The sequence below is a fragment of the Vagococcus fessus genome (genome assembly GCF_003987565.1).
Lineage (GTDB): Bacteria > Bacillota > Bacilli > Lactobacillales > Vagococcaceae > Vagococcus_D > Vagococcus_D fessus.
The window spans coordinates 1-18058 of the sequence record NZ_NGJY01000004.1 but is presented as its reverse complement, the minus strand read 5'-3'; the positions used below and the strand labels follow the sequence as shown (position 1 = coordinate 18058).

Sequence of the window (18058 nt, the reverse complement as noted above, 5' to 3'; positions counted from 1 at the left end):
TAAAATACTTTTTTTCGTTATCAGAAACTAAACTGTATTATGACTTTCATCAGACGTGTTATATGATCTTTTTATTTTCAATAACTCTCTATACTTGTTGATTTCATGACATGTTTTACAGTCCTCTATTTCGCAAGCTGTTTCTTCATGACTATCAATTAATGCGCATAGTTTTAATCTCATTTCTAATTTTTCTTTACTACTCAATTTGACTCCCCTCCAGTTTCTTTAACGCAATACCTTGCATGCTCTTTTTAAATCTCTATAAAGCTCTAGGTACAACTCTCTAAACTCTCCAAGTTCTAAACAATCTGAACTATTCACTTTTTCTTCATGTTCTTCTAAAACTTCTTCTAAATTTTCGATAAGCTCTACTTTCGTTATTTTTTCTGAAATCATCGTAATTCTCCTTTTTAAAATAATTCCATCTGACTACCTGCATACAAAAGTCTAATGCTTGTACTTCTGAATGTATGAGGTCTTAATCCATCATCAGACTGTATAGATACACCATCTTTAAATACAGCCACTATTTCACCCTCACATAGCACTTCGCTTTCTCTCATAACGCTTACGTAGTCTCCACGTTTAAAACCTTGATACTCCACATCAGCCACCTCTAATCGATTGTTTCGTCTATAGTCACTTCACCGATGACAGTTCCTGTTTCTAATGCGCCAAAAACATCACAGAAGCTTTCTCCAAGGAATCTAGCAATATCTGTTAGTTTTTGAAAATACGTTATACCGCCATCGGATTCGACTATAAAATATTTATTTTTATTCACTGCTTTCAACCCAATTAACCATTGGTACTTCTGGCAATTCCTCATTACTTGTTACTACAGAATTAGATTTCTTGTTACTTCTAAAACTAGCTACGCTTTCTTCTATGGCCTGCTTAGTTTTCAGGTTATTTTTCTCCCAATTTCTTAATATAGCTTCAATGTATTTGAAATTATATTTACCATTCATTACAGCTTCTCTTATTGCACAATCGATCATGTCTTCTGTGTAATCCTCTTCCCAATAATTTATAGTTTCCATTTCGATTGGAGATAACGGTCTGCCAAACTCTTGCTCAACTTTACTGAATGTCGTTTGCTTATTATTTATATTAGTAGTATTAGTATTAGTTAATTCTTTATCTATATCTTTATCTAACTCTATATCTATCTCTGTCGCGTTACATCCTGTTACTGTAACGTTACATGTAACGTTACAATCTTCATTTACTGTCTTTTCAGTAGCTAATTGCTTTTGCTTTTCTCTAAACTTAGCAACACGCAATCTAGTTTTTTCTTTCGCTTGCTCTAATTTATCTAATTGTTGATACTCTTCCCAATTCCTAATGAATAAAATACCATCATAACGCTCGATCATTTTATACTTTTCAAGTGTTATTAGCGCGAAGTTTACAAACTCAATAGAAAAATCAAAATCATCAGCAAAATCTTCTACAGTGTAAGGGATTGTATCCGATATAAATAAACCGCCTTTAGAATTTGCTTCTCCTGCTCTAGCTAAAAGAAATAACCAAAATAATGCTACGTTATTACCATCAGGCAAACGTCTGATACGCTTTATTTTTTTATTATCAGGTATATCTGTACTCATTTTTATCCATTTAACTTCAGACATTCTAATCCCTCCTAAAACGGTAAATCATCATCAGAAATATCAATTTTTGGGCTACCTGCTAATGGATCAGGATTTCTGCTAAAATCAGGTACATTATTCTGTTGTTGATAGTTCTGCTGATTACCTTGGTTATTTTGTATAGCGTCTTTTTTACTTTCTAACATTTGGAAATTTTCACAAATCACTTCTGTTCTATAGACTTTTCGACCTTGTTGATTGTCATAACTACTTGTTTGGATGCGTCCAGTTACACCGATTAAAGAACCTTTTCGTGTATAATTTGCTAATGTTTCAGCAGGCTTTCTCCAAATTACACAGTTGATAAAATCAGCTTCTCTATTCCCGCTTTGATTAGTAAAATTTCTATTAACTGCTAGTGTAAAACTTGCTACTGCAGATCCATTAGCTGTATATCTTAAATCCGGGTCTTTTGTTAATCTTCCGACAAGAACTGCGTTATTAATCATCTATCTTCCTCCTGGTTTTATCGTTATTGTTAATCCGTATTTATTTTCTTTGTTTTTTGACACGATCCAATCGTGATAAAACTTATATTGTTGAATAATGTCATATACTTTTAAGCCGAATAAATCAGTACCCAGTGCATAACTAAGTACTCCATTCTCCATAACTAAAACTTTTATATTTTTAGTTGGATTAACATTTTTTATCGCATCTAATAATGTCATACAGCACTCCCTTTATTTATAAAATTCTTATTGTTAATACTCCTTATAATCACAACTACCTATATAGAGCTTTAGTTCCTTTAATACCAAGTAATAGAGCTGTTTTTTTAAATAAAATAGTTTTGACTATTTTTTATTGAATAATACTGTTTACTTATCGGTATTTCTCAGTAAATCAGATATTCTTAGTTTATTTAAATCCACTTGTTCTATATTTATCGAACTAACTTTATCTGTATTTACTAGTTTATTTCCAAATCTTATGAACTTAATATTTTTATCATTAACCACTCTATGAATATCCATCGTATATTCATCAAACGAAGAGTTAGGATTTTCTTCAAAATGATATCCCCTACAAGTATCACAACCTTCTCCATATACAAAACTAACTAAAATACCTTTTTTATTTGCCATGATATTCACTCTCCTTTAATCTGTTATTGATATTGTTGCTGCATTAATTTGAATGCCTAAAATACCTTCTAACACACTCAGGGCTTCATCAACTATCAATCCATCTCGTTTTATACTTGATCCATCTAAATGATGGTTAACAACTTCTTCTGCTGTTACTGGATACGGTATATTTATATTATTTCTTTTAGCTATTTCATAAATACTTCTTGCATGAGAATTGGAACGTGCTAATATATATCGCCCTGTATCTGATGATATTTTTATCAACTCTGTTGTTTTCCCTGACGCTCTTCCTCTTATTATTAATTTCAAAAAACAACACTCCTTCTAATTATTTTATTCAAGTTCAATGCACACGATTTCTCCTTGTGCTTCATCCCATTTATATTCAAAGTCCCCTTGTTTTGCCCCTATCAATTCGGAAGCTATCAAAAATGACTTTTTAGAATTATTATGTTCTAAAAATGATAGTTCTACATGTTGACCAAAAGGTGCTGTGATTGATTTTATTTCTAAAACACCTGTGTTATATCCAAAATCTTCATCAGCATATTCATATTTGAAACTAACTTCTGGGAATGCCTGTGCTAATAACAAGATTATTTTAGGGACTCCGCTCCAAGCTGTTTGGAAATAAATTATATTTTCCGTATTTCTTTCAATTAGATCGTTAAGACTATAAGCGTTCCATTTAGTTCCCCAGTGACGTACACACCATTCACTCCATGTATCTTGTGTTTGCATAAGAAACGCTTCGGAGCTTTCTTTCCTAAAAATTTTTCTTATTGTGTTATCAATTGAACCCATATAAATGTAATTAGGGGGAGTAGCTATTTTTCTAAAATCGATATACTGACCATCTTCAGGACCTTTTATATAATTGAGTACTCTTTTTACTTGTTCTTTTGTTCCGTTTATAGTTAATTTATTAGTTATGTGATTAGGCATATTGATCATCCTTTTTAATTATTTTTTATCTTCCTAAATGTTTTAGCTAATTCTTCTTTGCTCATCTTCGTGTATATTGTTGTGGTCTTAATATCTGAATGACCTAGCATCTGTTGTAGAGCAGTTGAATCGCCACCTTGAGCGATAAATGATTTAGCAAAATAGTGGCGGATGCTGTGAGGATAAACTCTTGATTTTTTTACTCTTGCTTTACCAGCTATCTCTTTTAATTTATTTCGATAATATTGTTCTGTTTTATAAAAAAGAACTTTTTCTTCATCCAAGTTTTTATAGTATGTTCGAAGCTCTTTCTTTAAAAACAAAGGTATATCTATAATTCTCTGTTTACCCTTGTTTTCAATTGTTATGATCGCTTCACTTAGATTTTGCTTAGTTAACGATTTTACCTCTGAAATCCTTAAACCTGTATTTGCTATAGTTAAAATAAATAACTTCATTTCTTCATCTGCGTGCCTAAGTAATCTTTCAAAATCTTCTTTAGTAATACTCTCTCTGTGACTTTTAGTTTGCTCTTTAAACAATTTGAGAGTTAACTCTTTCTCGCCGTCCCAATTCAAATAAATGTTAATCGCAGTAATTTTTTGATTACACGTACTTGTCTTGTATGTTTTACCAGGTGCATATTCATCAGTTTTGATATGCTGCTTAAATTCAATTAACAGCTCCTTGTTAATACATTCAGCTTTATTACGTGTTAAAAATTTATCAAGTTGTTTTAATGTATTTATATAATTGTTCAAAGTATTCTTTGCTAGTTCATTTTCCAAACAATATAATCGGTACTCATCTAATTTAATAATCAAATTTACGCCCCCTATTATTAGTTGCGAATACATCACATAATCGAAACTTAATTAAATACTTAATAGCCCGATAACAACGCTGTTTACAAGGTGTTTTATATTTAAATAGTTTTGTGATATAATTCAATTATCAATTCATCATTTAACCGACTAACCAGGACTGCAATCCTTGTTGGTCTTTTTTTGTATCTTGATACACTGTTGCGCTAACAAAGCAGACTTTTCTTTTTCATACATCAAGTCAGCGTACTGCTTGCTTATTCGTAATATCTCACTTCTTCGCAATTTTGTTTGTTTATAAAGAGATAAGCATGTAAGTATGTTTAGAATAAAACTAGCAATATAAATAAAAATCATTGTCATTCTCCTTTTTGATTTATCGTTTAATAAAATTAATTTATATCAACCGACTAACCAGGACTGCCATCCTTGTTGGTCTTTTTTTGTATCTTGATATACTGTTGCGCTAACAAAGCAGACTTTTCTTTTTCATACATCAAATCAGCATACTGCTTGCTTATTCGTAATATCTCACTTCTTCGCAATTTTGGGCCTCCTTAACTTCTGTCCTTTCCCAACAATTTTCAATCCAACCACCTAACCACAATACTGATAAGAAACCATATAAAACTTTTGAAAATGTTGGGCTTAGCTTATATAAAGCCATACCAATTAATAGGACCACTAATAGTGCTGCTAATCTTCTGTACTTATACATCTTTCTTACCTCCACAAATCATGTTGTACATTTTTTCAACTCTCACTAAATCGTGTTGGGAATACATTTCAACAATATGATCTACATCACGCCCTGTTTCGTTAGCAATTTCGATTAACATTTTTTCTCTTGTCATTTGCTCTTTCTCTTTTCTAAAAAATTATCGATGTCTTTCTTGTCATATCTGTATGTTCCGCCAACAGTTATCTCTCTCAATCCATCTTTAACCCAACTAGTTAGAGTATCTACACTCAAACCTCCAACATACTCACAAGCTTCTTTTCTTGATAAGTATCTACTTTGTGTTTCTTTTTGCTTCATCATGCTTTCAAATGTCTTTTCGCAAACATTCATAATTTCACTTTTGAAGTTATCCATAAAATCGCTACTAAATAATTCCATTTGTATCCCCCTTAACTAGCTTGTTCTGATTCAACCAAAGGCAAAATTCCATTATCTTTTAAAAGTTCATAGATAAAGATATGACCCTTTTGAGTCCATTTGATTTGAGGTTTCATAACTGTGCTGCCCGGCCATAATTTCATTTCAGTATGCGTATAGCCTTTATCTTGATATTTACTATAATTTAGCCATGTCTCACCTTGCTTATACTGAATACCTAAATCGTGAAGCAACTTATTCATTTTATTAGCGGACATGCCATAGTTTTTAGCGATAACACTGATTGTGGTTAAACTATTGTTGTTTAAAATGTTGTCATAATAATCTGCTTTAGGTTGTAACTCATTAACCCTCTGTTCAGCAACTAATCTAAGTGTTCGTTCTTCTTTCAAACGATTCATCGCTTCAATCATTAGATCTGGATTGTCTAGCAATTCATCGGTTGCGTACATTCCATGTTTTCGGATAGTTGGCAATACTTCACTTGTTACCCAACGTTTAAATTTTTTAGCGGTAGGTAACTTTGATTTTAGAATCAAACTATATAGACCTGATTCGTTGATAAGAATCAAACTTGTTCCGTTAACGGTGAACGAATCGTTCTGCGTTTTATCTTCAATATCTACATGATCTCTAATCGCTTTAGCAGTATTTGAATACCCTAATATGCTTGCAACATCTTTTCCGATAAAATGCGGTTCAGCATTTACTAAAACTGTTCTCACTTCATTCTGTTCAAAATTAAAAATTTGCGTTGTCTTCATACTAAAATCCCCTCTCTTTCTTAATCGCATTTACGCGACTGTTCCTGCAAAAAAAATATTGATTGCTTCATCTGCTGTTAACGGAATTTCTTTAGCTAACTTTTGAGCTTCAAGAACTGTAAAATTACCGCCTTGTTTCATTTTCCTATAAAACGTACTTCTATCAATGCCAATTGAATTAGCAACAGATTCTTGGGTAGTTCCTCTTTCTACAATTATGCCTTTTAACTTTTGAACGTTAACCATCGATATACCTCCTTTTAGATAATCGCATTTACGCGACTTAATAAACAAACTATACAACACTGTAATTTATTAGTCAATAAAAAAGTAGCATTAATGCTATTTATTTTGTTGCATTATTGCAACACGTGTTTTATAATATTTTTAGGAGGTGTTCACATGTCAATTGGACAACGTATAAAAGATAGAAGAAAAGAATTAAATATAAGTGCTGATAAAATAGCTGAAAAATTAAATGTTTCTAGATCAACTATTTTTAGATATGAAAAAGGAGATATCGGAAAAGTTCCGACAGAAGTTATTGTTGATTTAGCCGATATTCTCCAAACAACCCCTGGTTATTTAATGGGTTGGAGTGGTAAAAATGGAGAAATGTTAGTTGATGAAGATAGCACATACTTCGATAATACTATTGATATAATGAGAGAATTAAGTACTGAACGAAAACTTGATGTCTACAACTTCGCTAAAGAACAACTTGAAGAACAAAACAGTAAAGTTATTAAGCTTGAACGCCCTATTGTAGATTTAACAAACGAAGTTTTATATGCGTTAGATGGTAAAGATGTATCTGAAGAAGATAGAAAGAAAGCTGAAGAAGCTATACAAGCTCATTTAGATAAGAAAAACAAGTAGGTGTTGTATTATGAATAACTTAAATAGCAGTATTATTGAAATGTTAGAGAGCAATGATTATACGTTGCTCTTTAGTGATATAAAATGCAACGGGATGTTTGTTCCTTCTTGGAAAGCAATCGTTATTAACGAAAATTTATTAAATTCAAACGATGTTAACTTTGCAGTGGCTCATGAATTGTGCCACCTTATGAGCGAACATGAGGAACTTTCAGCTCTTTATACAGGAAGTTCAGTACAGCGTTCTAAAATGGAATATGAAGCTAACTACGGGGCGATTATGATGCTTATTGATGTTTATATGAAAGATAACTATATTGATTTAGAGGATGTTAATTATCTAGTATTTATGAAATATTTCGGAATACCAAACAATCTAAATGATTGTGTCGAATCTATATTCAATGATCGTTTGTCAGAAATTAAAAAAGCTGTTTAAATCAAAAAACACCCACAAGATACTGTGATATCTCGTGGGTGTATCCTACCAATATGATAGACATAACAATTAAATTATATCATATTTGGAGGATGTTATTATGAAAAAAATTTTACCTGTAGTTCTTCTATCCGCAGTGTTATTAGTTGGTTGTTCTTCGAGTAACGAAGAAATAGAAAGTCTAAAAAAAGAAAATAGTGAATTAAAAGAAAAGTTGGCAAATTCGGGTTCTTTTTCAAATGAAAGAGAAACAAGCCCTACGCAAAATGAACCAGAGCAAGAATCTAGTGAAACTAAAATAATAAAAAATAACGAAATACTTAAGCTAGGTAATCAAGAAAAAGAAATGGCCAACTTTAAAATAACAAAAGTAAGCACAAATCCAGTAGATTTCCCTGACTTTATGCAAAGATCAAACGACTTTAACTTAAATAAAATGGTGTCACTACATATAGAATATAGTAATACCGCTATTAAAGAAGGTTTCTTGCCAAGCACACATGATTTTCAAGCTTACGATACAAAAGGAACTGTGTTAAATAGATTAGGTTTACAAGACGGGCAAGATAAAGCAGCTGAAGGAAGAACTAATAAAACAAAAATATTCTTTGAATTACCTACTGAAGGTAGTGAAGTGAACGAAATAGAAGTTGATTATTCTAACTCTGGAAATAAAATAGCTACATTCAATTTAAAAGTCAGTCATTAATAAAAAATAACAGCACCCATCCCCACTAAGAGAAAGTGCTGTTAAACATAAAAAATAACCTATTAAATAGGCGTCTTTATTGTACCCTATTTTACAGGAAAAATAGGAGGATTACAAATTGGCAGATATAAAAAAATATAAAAAAGCAAATGGTTTAGAATTTTATATGTTTAGTGCCTATCTAGGGATTGACCCTAAGACGGGTAAAGAAAAAAGAACTACACGAAGAGGTTTCAAAACAAAACGCGAAGCAAAAATTGCGCTATCTCGATTAGAAACTGAAATTGCAGAGAACGGATTTCAAAAAAATGAAAAGAAAACTTATCAAGATTTATATGATATGTGGCTTCCAGAATACGAAAAAACAGTAAAGGAAAGTACATACGTGAAGACTGAACGTTTATTCAGAAATCATATTTTACCAGCATTTGGAGATACCTTTATAACTGAAATAGACGTCATGAAATGTCAGGAAGTTATGAATGTATGGCATGCTAAACTTAAACGTGATAAAACTGTTATGAATTACGCAGGAATGATATTCGATTTTGCTATCAGACTAGGTTTAATAACAATCAACCCAACAAAATATATAATCAGACCACGTAGACAAATTAAAATAACAGATAAAAAAGAAGTTAATTTTTATACTAAAGATGAACTAAAAGAATTTTTGGACTGTCTTGCAAAAGAAAATAATACGAAAGCTTATACGTTCTTCTATTTATTAGCCTATACTGGCATGCGTAAAGGTGAAGCCTTTGCTCTAACTTGGAAAGACGTAAATATGACTAAAGGAACCATAACCATCAATAAAACGATGTCTAGGGACAAACAAAACAAACTTACGATAAATACCCCTAAAACTATCAACGGCATACGAGAGATAGCAATAGACCCCTCTACCATTAAGGTGTTAAAACAGTGGAAAAAAATACAACGTGAAGAATTGCTAATTCTAGGTTATAATAGTATGAATTCTGAACAACTTATTTTTCACAGTAATAAGAATACGTTGCTTCAACCAGGTAAAACAAGAAAATGGATATTACAGGTCCAACAGAAATATAATCTTAATGAAATAACGACGCATGGGTTAAGGCACACTCACTGCTCATTATTATTTGAAGCAGGAGCAACTATTAAAGAAGTCCAAGATAGACTAGGACATTCTGATATAAAAACAACTATGAATATCTATGCTCACGTTACAGAAAATGCCAAAGAAGAAACCGCTGATAAATTTGCAAAATATATGCAACTTTAAACGTCGTAGTCAAAACCGTAGTCAAAAATATTAAAACATTGACATATCAACGATATAAGCCATCGAACCAACTCCCGCCGCCTCCATATTGAACAATATGGAAGTACTGGACAAACCCCTTGGTTTAACCGAGGGGTTTTATTTTTTACTTATAATTCGAACTCACAACTATAAGGACTGATTGATTATGAAAAAAAAAGATATAAAAAAATTTTCAGATAAATTAACTAAATTGAATGAACAACTCAACTTTAATAATACTATTCCAAAAATTCGTTATCGCAAACAAACAAAACTAGCAAGCAGACTCTATTTATCAAAAACGCTTGATCAAAATACGGACCTAATTAATACGATTGAATCTCAACTTAAACTAGACTTAAAACGTATAGATGAAACGCTCCACTCAAAATAACACTCAAAGGATATCATTATGTTTAACTCATTATTTAAATCTAAAACAACATTAGAACTTGAGTCTATTGCGGATCACTGCTCACGTTCTGTTGCCGAACTTCAACAATTAAGAGACTCACTGGCGGATATAGGAGACCAGACCCATCATTCAAATAAGGCCTTTCTATCCGGTCAAAATTACCTCATTACCGTTTACTTACCTTTAATAGACGGTTTCATTCTTTGCTACAATACATTATCAGAAACGAATGAACAACTTACACCGCAAGCTTTTTCTGAAACTAAAATCAAGAAGTTCCAGGCTTTTTTAATTAGAAAAAGATTGAATCGTTTATCTCGTTTACTTAATAAAACTGTCGAAAAAAAACAAACTATCATTTCTAACTTTCTTTATAACTGGTCTGTTAGAAGTCAAAAACGACTAGAGCCACGATGGAAAAAAATTAATGAGATACTAACCGCACATCCAGATATTTTTTCAGAACTTGATACAATTACAACTTACTTAGAACAAGGTGTTGAAACAATTCAGTCAAACAAGGCATGGAACGAGGACAGCCACTCTTTCTCTTGCGAAACTTTAGACTTAGAGTGGGTAATTGGTCTAAAAAATGCTAAGAAAAAAAGAAATTGGAACCATTGGCAAGCTACAAAATCACAAGTCCAAACATTAACTACCACACCGTCTAGTTTAGAAGTCTTTAAACAACTAGAACCAACGATTTTTAATACTTTAGCTTACGCAGATGGATGGGACCAATCTGCTTTAGATGCTCTCAGAATTTACTTATTAACTAATTGCCCAGATAATTCGATTGCAACGCAAAACTACCTATGGGATATTTTGTTAAATGACCGAAAAAAAGTAGGCTCTCCTACTTACCTAGTTCTTTTCAAAAATAGCACCCACACTCCCTTCAAGAAATTAGAATTAGTATTACAACATTTAGGTGCCGAAATTGATAACTTCGACATGTTGCAACTTAAAGGACCGTTCACTATCGATACAAACCTGGCTCCACACAGTCACTTTATTGAATTACTCTCTCAAACTGTTCAGCAAGCCTATCCGGACAGCGACTTAGATTCAATGAAACTCCATCAACTGCGTATGTATTTTGATAAACAAAATATAGAGTATATCAAAGAAAACTTTCCAAATAGTTCTGATGAAGCTTCACTTATTGATTACGTCTTTGCTGAAGCACCGAAAGGCTTAAATGGACAACTTTTAATTAAAGAACGTGGTCGTTTTCACAATAAAATTCCAGATGGTCAAATTTACCGTGATTATATCTTGCATTACGCTAATAGAAAACGATTAACACCAAATTTCCATTCTGAATTTATCTTAGATCGGTCAGGGCACTTTTTAAGTCAGTGGAACGTGTTAAAAACAGAAGGGAATACTGTTATCAGTAATCCTGATTGTTACGAATTCACAGAGGATTTTCAACGCCAAGTTTTAGACGGTGAATCTTTAAATTACGGTCGTAAAAACGATGCTGAACATGCTCGTTTAGATAGTAATCCTCCTCTAGTTTTAGATCACAAAATACGAGTTCAATGCAAAAAGAACTGGTACAGTCCTAGTACATCTGACTATTCTTTTAAAGAAGTCGACCCTGGAGATTCATACTCTAAATAAAAAACTCACTATCCTAAGATAGTGAGTTTTAATTTAATTATTTTTTACCACATAAGCGGTAGATTGCTTCCGCATAAATTTCCATTGTTTTTTCCATTTCATCTAATTGCCAAGTTTCATTAGCTTGGTGCATAGTATCCACAGTATTTTCAAACATTGCTCCAAAAGCAACACAGTTATCCATTGTTCTAGCAAATGTCGCCCCACCAGAAATTAATGGCTCACGCATATCACCTGTAACATCACGATATGCACCTAATAATGTTGTAACTAACTCTGAATCTTTTGGTACATATAATGAAGCTAAGAAATCATGCTCATGGTAGTCAAATCCAATTTCTTTAGCTGCTTCTTGTAATTTAGCTTCAACTTCTTCTTTTTCAAAAGTAACTGGAATACGGATATCAATACCGATTTTAGTTTCTTTTTCATTCATTTCAACTGTTGCACAGTTAAATGTTAATGCGCCAGATGCGTCATCTTTGAATTCTCCAATGGCACTTACACCATTAGCATCATCTTTAACAACTTTTCCTAAGAAGTTTACACCAGCTTCATCATGGACTGCTGCCATAGCTTCAGCTAAACGAGTATTAGCATTAATCCCACCAGGAGCATCTTTAGAGTGGATTGCTTTACCTTTAACATGTAATTCGCCATCTACTTCTTCAAAGTCATAACCTAATTTTGTTAATTCAGCTGCAACTTCAGCCATTTTTTCACCACGGTAGATAGATGTATCTGGAACAACGTTTAATGCTGCCCCACCTGACATTTCAAACCCTTTAACGCCAGCACCTGTTAAAATAACTTGTAGTAAGCCTTTTTCAGCATAAATAACCGGGAAGTCTGAATCTGGTGCAATCCCCATATCAACACCTTGTTCTTTTTCATGATATTTAGCCATACAACGCCATAAGTTCTCTTCATCAGTTCCGAAAATGAAACGGATTTTTTTATCAAACTCAACACCAGCGTCTCTTAATGCTTTAATTGCATATAAAGCTGCGATTGTAGGACCTTTATCATCTTGTACGCCACGACCTACTAAGGCATTGTCGACAACTGTTGCTTCAAATGCAGGTGTGTTCCATAATGTTAAATCTCCAGCAGGAACAACATCTAAGTGACATAAAACACCAAATGTTTTTTCTCCTTCACCTAATTCAGCATAACCATAGTAGCCTTCTGGATCGATAAATGTTGTAAAACCTTCTTCTTCAAAGATTTTTAATCCTTCAACTAAACTATCTAAAACATCTTGTCCAAATGGCGCACCCGGTACTGCATCTTGTAAATAAGACGGTACTTTTACTAAACGTTGTAATGTGCTAATTGCTCCAGCTTTGTGTTCCTCTGTAATAAATTTTTTCATTTGTTACACACCTTTCTATTTCAATTAATAATAATTATATTAGGATTTGGTATGAAATAAACGACTAAAAATCCGCCTATTAACCAAGTAAACTAAGAATAACATATTTTATTAAATTAGTAAGCCAATATCCCTATTTTTCGTACATATATATTGAACAAAAAGAAAGCTAACTATAAAGAACATGTTGGCTTGATGTCCTTGTAAGAGAATTAGCTTTCTTGTAATCAGGGAAGAGCCTAAACAACCTGCTCAAAATCACGAGTTGTCTAATTGAAAATGGCAGGTCGCTATGATATTATGTAAGCATAATATTCTAATAGATTACACCCTACTCACTACGTCCGGACAGACACGAGTAAAAAACTAACCTTAAAAGAAAATCCAACTTACAAATCGAGTATAATTCCTTTTTTTCCGATTGTCAATACAAGTGAGGATTTTTCTCCTACAAGGGAACCAAAGGATGACCATCATGACTATTTATTCAAAAATAAAACTATTAATTGAAGATTACCCTAATCTTAGTATCTCAAAATTAGAAAAAGAACTAGGCTTTGGTAGTGGTACAATCAGAAAGTGGCAAAATCAAACGCCTGCTTTTGATAAAGTTGAAAAAGTAGCCTCTTACCTCAATGTTCCTATTACTTACTTTTCAAATGAGCCTGAAGAACCAATCAACCCTCTTTCAACTAAGTTAACGAGTAAGATTGAATTCGAACTAAAAAAACGTCCCCAAGAAGAACAAGAACATTTACTTAATGAAGTTTTAAATTTCTTTGGTTATCAAGTTAGCCAATTAGATGAAAAAAAGAAGTAGACTAATTTAAATTAGTCTACTTCTTTTTTAGTGCTCTGCTCCGCCAACAAGTTTTAAATCATCTTGGTCTTTTAGTTCAACAATTTTTACTAATGTAGCTTCTAGTGCTTTAGAAATATCTGAAATACTCATAGAAGGCATTGAAGACTTCGTTACAACTTGTTCATGAATATAAGGAACATGAATAAAGCCCCCCTTTACATTTGGAAATTCAGTTGCAATCATATATTGAACTTGATACATAATGTGGTTGCAGACAAAAGTTCCCGCTGTATTAGAAACACTTGCAGGATAACCTGCCGCTTTAACGCCTTCTACCATTGCTTTAATTGGTAATTGAGTAAAGTAAGCTGGTGCACCATTTTCTTGTATCATTTCATCAATCGGTTGATTACCCTCATTATCTGGAATACGAGCATCATCCATATTAATTGCCACACGTTCAGGTGTAATACCGAAACGACCGCCTGCTTGCCCAATATTTAAGACAACATCCGGTTGATATTTATGAATAGCTGCTTTTACAACCTCAGCTGATTTATTAAAGACAGTCGGAATTTCTAATTTAATAATCTCGCTATCTAAAATAGTGTCAGGTAATTCTTTTACTGCTTCCCATGCTGGATTAATTTTTTCTCCGCCAAATGGATCAAAGCCAGTTACTAAAAGTTTCATATCTAATTCCTCTTTTCTTATTTTTTAAAATGCCCAGAAATACATTAAAACAATATGGAAAATCATCATAGCAATCGCCATTGGAGCTTGCACTTTAATAACACCATTATTGTCTTTCATTTCTAAAATCGCCACTGGTAATGTATTAAAATTAGCAGCCATTGGTGTTAATAAGGTCCCACAAAATCCTGCTGTCATAGCTAATGTACTCGCAACGATTGGATCGCCCCCCTGTAAAATAACAAAAGGAATACCAATACCTGCTGTGATAACCGTAAATGCGGCAAACGCGTTCCCCATAACCATAGTGAAAATAACCATTCCCATCACATAAGCAATCGCTCCTGCTAATTTATTTCCTTCAGGGATAACTGTAGAAATACCTGTTGCAATAACATCACCAACCCCAGCTTGCGAGAAGATTATTCCCAATGCCGCTAAAAGTTGAGGTAATATCCCCGTAGGACCTACTTGTTGCATCATACGATCACTATCTCCAACAATTGTTTTAGCATCTGCTTTCGTTAATAAAATAACAATAATTAAAGAACCTACAGCTCCTAATCCAATTCCCACTTGTCCTCCAAGTGGGGTGAATTGTGTAATTAAAACCGCAATAACTGCCAATGAAATACATGGAATAAATATTTTACTCCCAATTTTTTCTGATGAAGCTTGTGATTTTTCTTCATCTACCGCCATTAATTCCCCAATCTTAACTTGTTTTAACCCTGTAAGAATACCTAATAATACAACTAACAAGCCATTCAACCAATCTGGGAATACCTTACCACACGCAAATAAAATACCTAAATCAAGCCAGAATAAACTTGTTCCAAATCTGGCAGGATGATTTTTAGAGGTAAATGTTTTATAAGCCGTTAAGGCTAATAACATTCCAATCACAACATAAAAGAACTCTAGAAAATATTTTACAAATTGTTCCATTATTTATTACCTCTATCTTTCAATATGCCATATTTTTTCTGTAAGTAACGATCAAATAAAGTATGAATTATCGCTACAAAAATAAGAGCAAATAAGGCTACTGGAATAGCTCTCAACGCAATATCTACACCCGTCATTTTATATCCCAACGAATCCATCGTCCCAACAATTAATAACACTCCTGAAGAGGCTATAAATGTATTTTGAGCAAAGAAATTACCATAGTTATCTGTTGCAGCAGATAACGCTTTGATTGTATCTTTATCCTTGTCATCTAAAGGCCCATATTTGGTCTCTGCGGCAGCCTCAGCCATTGGTTGGACTAATGGGCGAATAAATTGTGTGTGCCCTTGTATTCTAATAGATAACGCACAGGCAACTTCTCTAATAAATGTATATAACGTTAAAAACTTGCCTGGTGTCAGTCCTTCAATTTTACTGATCAAATAAACAGCACGCTGTCTTAATCCAAATCTTTCTGATAATCCAATCATAGGGAGTGTTAATAAAAACATCGTGACAAGACGATTATCCACAAACGCTTTCCCCAATAACTCCAAAAATTCTACCAATGATATGCCTGACACTAAAGCTGTTGATAAACCCGCAATTAATACGACAGCAATTGTATCAAATTTCAATAGAAAACCTATTAAAATAATAGCAATACCTATTAACTTAATCACACTATCACTCCTTTTTATTGATTTTTTAATTTTAACATAATACCCTGGTTAAACACTATTTAAAGTAAAAAAAACTTATAACCCAAGTGTTAGCTATAGGTTATAAGTTTTTTATTACATATGTTTTTTTATTTCACGTTCATATTCAGATTCATTTGCTTTAGAGATACGGCGTTTACGTCCTTTAATTCCTTTTTCATCTAAGGCCTTCATTACAAGAGAACCTTTTCCATTTAAGATTTCAACAAACGTAGAGACATCTAGTAAATCAATAACACCAATATCATCTGCCGATACGCCATCGATATTAGCAATAGCACCGACAACATCACCTGCACGCATCTTCGTCTTCTTACCTGCATTAATATGTAACTTCGTAATCTCTTCTTTAAACACAAGTTCTTTAACTTTTTTTAACTTAGGCTGACGTTCTTGTTTGGCAGTAAATGAAGGCATTTTATCAGCTACTAAACTTTCCTTAGGCGCAATCATTTGTCTCCATGCCCCTTCATTAAACTCAGCAATTTCATCGAAGTTCTTCCCATCATATTGATTAACAAAGGTAATCGCTTTACCTTCTTTGTCTAATCGAGCCGTTCGGCCAATACGATGTGTATAAGTCTCAACAGAATTTGGGAAATCAAAATTTACAACCAATGACACATCCGAAATATCTAATCCTCTCGCTGCAACATCTGTAGCAACTAAGAAACGATGATACCCTTGTTTAAATTCCGTAATAACTTTACTTCTATCACGTTGCTCCATTCCACCATGTAACATAACCGGTTTAGCACCTAGAGCACTTAGTCCCTCTGACAATTCTTCTACCACATCACGAGTGTTACAGAAAATGATACTCGTATTTGGATTATCGACAACTAAAACATCTAAAAGAAGTTGAACTTTATCATCTTCATTCACATTATAATAATATTGATCAATTCTATTTTGCACTTTATCCTCACTCTGTACTTCAATATATGACGCATCTGGTAAATATTTATCCGCCAGCTTTTGAATAGCAGCTGGCATTGTTGCAGAAAATAAACCGATGTTAATATCTTCAGAAACAGAAGCTAAAACCTTATCTACTTGTTCAATGAATCCCATAGCTAACATTTCATCCGCTTCATCAATAATGACTGTTTCAATTTTGCTTAAGTCAATCGTCCCACGATTAACGTGATCAAGTAAACGCCCCGGTGTTGCCACAACAATATGGGTCCGTTGTTTTAATAATTTCTCTTGTTTTTGGAATGGACTTCTACCAAAAATAGCAGCCACTTTTAAACGTTTAAAACGAGAAATATTAAAAACTTCCGTTTGTATTTGCATCGCTAATTCGCGAGTAGGAGTCAAGATTAACACTTGCGGTAAACGCTCTTCCCATTCAACTTGTTCACACATCGGAATAGCGAAAGAAGCTGTTTTCCCACTACCTGTTTGAGATTTTACAACAATATTCTTCTTTGACTTCAAGAAAGGAAAGACCTCTTGTTGAACTTGTGTTGGCTTTGTATAATCTAAATAATCTAAAGCTTTTATCAATTCACTACTTATATTTAATTCGTTAAATCCATTTTCACTCATAATTTTCTCCTGTTTCTTTTCTATTTTAATAGTAACAAAAAAGACACATCGAAATGTGTCTTTACCGTAATATCTAAGCGTGGCAACGTCCTACTCTCACAGGGGGAAACCCCCAACTACCATCGGCGCTAAGAAGCTTAACTTCTGTGTTCGGCATGGGAACAGGTGTATCCTTCTTGCCATCGCCACCACACTTT

At 33.1% G+C, this 18058-nt stretch carries 28 protein-coding genes and 1 rRNA gene; 7 read left to right on the top strand and 22 right to left on the bottom strand.

Annotation, left to right across the window (positions count from 1 at the left end):
• Positions 1-27: 27 nt before the first annotated feature.
• The 16 genes from CBF31_RS09215 to CBF31_RS09155 form a co-directional block, all read right to left on the bottom strand.
• Complete coding sequence (locus CBF31_RS09215; RefSeq protein ID WP_126832324.1) at positions 28-207, bottom strand: hypothetical protein; 180 nt, start codon at positions 205-207, stop codon at positions 28-30.
• A 21-nt stretch (positions 208-228) separates the two neighbouring features.
• A complete protein-coding gene (locus CBF31_RS11055) occupies positions 229-399 on the bottom strand; it encodes a hypothetical protein (protein WP_170167928.1) in 171 nt (56 codons plus the stop codon).
• 14 nt (positions 400-413) lie between these two features.
• The gene (locus CBF31_RS09210) at positions 414-608 is read right to left on the bottom strand and encodes a hypothetical protein (RefSeq protein WP_126832322.1); all 195 of its coding nucleotides are present in this window, start codon (positions 606-608) and stop codon (positions 414-416) included.
• 11 nt (positions 609-619) lie between these two features.
• Positions 620-787 (bottom strand): hypothetical protein, encoded by a 168-nt coding sequence (locus tag CBF31_RS11050; RefSeq protein ID WP_170167927.1) that lies wholly within the window; start codon positions 785-787, stop codon positions 620-622.
• Complete coding sequence (locus tag CBF31_RS11045) at positions 780-1640, bottom strand: phage replisome organizer N-terminal domain-containing protein (RefSeq protein WP_170167926.1); 861 nt, start codon at positions 1638-1640, stop codon at positions 780-782. Before CBF31_RS11045 ends, CBF31_RS11050 begins: the two co-directional genes overlap by 8 nt.
• Before the next feature lie 11 nt (positions 1641-1651).
• Positions 1652-2107, bottom strand: a complete 456-nt coding sequence (ssb, locus tag CBF31_RS09200; RefSeq protein WP_126832320.1) for a single-stranded DNA-binding protein — start codon at positions 2105-2107, stop codon at positions 1652-1654.
• The gene (locus CBF31_RS09195) at positions 2108-2329 is read right to left on the bottom strand and encodes a hypothetical protein (RefSeq protein ID WP_126832317.1); all 222 of its coding nucleotides are present in this window, start codon (positions 2327-2329) and stop codon (positions 2108-2110) included.
• Positions 2330-2479: 150 nt separating this feature from the next.
• Positions 2480-2746: a hypothetical protein gene (locus CBF31_RS09190; RefSeq protein ID WP_126832315.1), complete on the bottom strand. Its 267-nt coding sequence runs from the start codon at positions 2744-2746 to the stop codon at positions 2480-2482.
• Between the two features lie 15 nt (positions 2747-2761).
• Positions 2762-3061 (bottom strand): replicase, encoded by a 300-nt coding sequence (locus CBF31_RS09185; RefSeq protein WP_126832313.1) that lies wholly within the window; start codon positions 3059-3061, stop codon positions 2762-2764.
• A 24-nt stretch (positions 3062-3085) separates the two neighbouring features.
• Positions 3086-3697, bottom strand: coding sequence for a DUF1281 family ferredoxin-like fold protein (locus tag CBF31_RS09180; RefSeq protein WP_126832311.1), 612 nt, complete (start codon positions 3695-3697; stop codon positions 3086-3088).
• A gap of 14 nt (positions 3698-3711) precedes the next feature.
• Positions 3712-4521, bottom strand: a complete 810-nt coding sequence (locus tag CBF31_RS09175) for a tyrosine-type recombinase/integrase (protein ID WP_245977953.1) — start codon at positions 4519-4521, stop codon at positions 3712-3714.
• Positions 4522-5038: 517 nt separating this feature from the next.
• On the bottom strand, positions 5039-5239 hold the full coding sequence (locus tag CBF31_RS09170; protein ID WP_126832309.1) for a hypothetical protein: 201 nt from the start codon (positions 5237-5239) through the stop codon (positions 5039-5041).
• Positions 5232-5375 carry a hypothetical protein gene (locus tag CBF31_RS11040; RefSeq protein WP_170167925.1) on the bottom strand — a complete coding sequence of 48 codons (144 nt, stop codon included), beginning with the start codon at positions 5373-5375 and terminating at the stop codon, positions 5232-5234. Before CBF31_RS11040 ends, CBF31_RS09170 begins: the two co-directional genes overlap by 8 nt.
• Positions 5372-5641, bottom strand: coding sequence for a helix-turn-helix domain-containing protein (locus tag CBF31_RS09165; RefSeq protein WP_126832307.1), 270 nt, complete (start codon positions 5639-5641; stop codon positions 5372-5374). Before CBF31_RS09165 ends, CBF31_RS11040 begins: the two co-directional genes overlap by 4 nt.
• 11 nt (positions 5642-5652) lie before the next feature.
• A complete protein-coding gene (locus CBF31_RS09160; RefSeq protein WP_126832304.1) occupies positions 5653-6405 on the bottom strand; it encodes a phage antirepressor KilAC domain-containing protein in 753 nt (250 codons plus the stop codon).
• 30 nt (positions 6406-6435) lie between these two features.
• The gene (locus CBF31_RS09155) at positions 6436-6651 is read right to left on the bottom strand and encodes a helix-turn-helix domain-containing protein (RefSeq protein ID WP_126832302.1); all 216 of its coding nucleotides are present in this window, start codon (positions 6649-6651) and stop codon (positions 6436-6438) included.
• Positions 6652-6807: 156 nt separating this feature from the next.
• On the opposite strand from CBF31_RS09155, the gene CBF31_RS09150 reads away from it, so the two are divergent.
• The 6 genes from CBF31_RS09150 (at position 6808) to CBF31_RS09125 (ending at position 11764) form a co-directional block, all read left to right on the top strand.
• Positions 6808-7284, top strand: coding sequence for a helix-turn-helix domain-containing protein (locus CBF31_RS09150; RefSeq protein WP_170167924.1), 477 nt, complete (start codon positions 6808-6810; stop codon positions 7282-7284).
• Positions 7285-7294: 10 nt separating this feature from the next.
• Positions 7295-7723: an ImmA/IrrE family metallo-endopeptidase gene (locus CBF31_RS09145; protein ID WP_126832298.1), complete on the top strand. Its 429-nt coding sequence runs from the start codon at positions 7295-7297 to the stop codon at positions 7721-7723.
• A 100-nt stretch (positions 7724-7823) separates the two neighbouring features.
• The gene (locus tag CBF31_RS09140; protein ID WP_126832296.1) at positions 7824-8432 is read left to right on the top strand and encodes a hypothetical protein; all 609 of its coding nucleotides are present in this window, start codon (positions 7824-7826) and stop codon (positions 8430-8432) included.
• A 118-nt stretch (positions 8433-8550) separates the two neighbouring features.
• On the top strand, positions 8551-9699 hold the full coding sequence (locus CBF31_RS09135) for a site-specific integrase (RefSeq protein ID WP_211330837.1): 1149 nt from the start codon (positions 8551-8553) through the stop codon (positions 9697-9699).
• 187 nt (positions 9700-9886) lie between these two features.
• Entirely contained in the window at positions 9887-10114 is a 228-nt protein-coding gene (locus CBF31_RS09130) for a hypothetical protein (RefSeq protein ID WP_126832294.1), read from the top strand.
• 18 nt (positions 10115-10132) lie between these two features.
• A complete protein-coding gene (locus CBF31_RS09125) occupies positions 10133-11764 on the top strand; it encodes a DUF3114 domain-containing protein (protein ID WP_126832292.1) in 1632 nt (543 codons plus the stop codon).
• A gap of 37 nt (positions 11765-11801) precedes the next feature.
• On the opposite strand, the gene CBF31_RS09120 is transcribed toward CBF31_RS09125, so the two are convergent.
• Positions 11802-13139 carry a M20 family metallopeptidase gene (locus CBF31_RS09120; RefSeq protein WP_126832289.1) on the bottom strand — a complete coding sequence of 446 codons (1338 nt, stop codon included), beginning with the start codon at positions 13137-13139 and terminating at the stop codon, positions 11802-11804.
• A 475-nt stretch (positions 13140-13614) separates the two neighbouring features.
• On the opposite strand from CBF31_RS09120, the gene CBF31_RS09115 reads away from it, so the two are divergent.
• On the top strand, positions 13615-13959 hold the full coding sequence (locus CBF31_RS09115) for a helix-turn-helix domain-containing protein (RefSeq protein WP_126832287.1): 345 nt from the start codon (positions 13615-13617) through the stop codon (positions 13957-13959).
• Between the two features lie 27 nt (positions 13960-13986).
• Here the strand turns inward: CBF31_RS09115 and pcp are convergent, their stop codons facing one another.
• The 5 genes from pcp to rrf form a co-directional block, all read right to left on the bottom strand.
• On the bottom strand, positions 13987-14634 hold the full coding sequence (pcp, locus tag CBF31_RS09110; protein WP_126832285.1) for a pyroglutamyl-peptidase I: 648 nt from the start codon (positions 14632-14634) through the stop codon (positions 13987-13989).
• 24 nt (positions 14635-14658) lie between these two features.
• Entirely contained in the window at positions 14659-15582 is a 924-nt protein-coding gene (locus CBF31_RS09105) for a DUF979 domain-containing protein (protein ID WP_126832283.1), read from the bottom strand.
• Positions 15582-16268, bottom strand: a complete 687-nt coding sequence (locus CBF31_RS09100; protein ID WP_126832281.1) for a DUF969 domain-containing protein — start codon at positions 16266-16268, stop codon at positions 15582-15584. The genes CBF31_RS09105 and CBF31_RS09100 overlap by 1 nt, the downstream gene beginning before the upstream one ends.
• A 114-nt stretch (positions 16269-16382) precedes the next feature.
• Positions 16383-17861, bottom strand: coding sequence for a DEAD/DEAH box helicase (locus CBF31_RS09095; protein WP_126832279.1), 1479 nt, complete (start codon positions 17859-17861; stop codon positions 16383-16385).
• A 77-nt stretch (positions 17862-17938) separates the two neighbouring features.
• Positions 17939-18054: ribosomal RNA gene (gene rrf, locus CBF31_RS09090) — 5S ribosomal RNA — on the bottom strand.
• Positions 18055-18058: the final 4 nt, after the last annotated feature.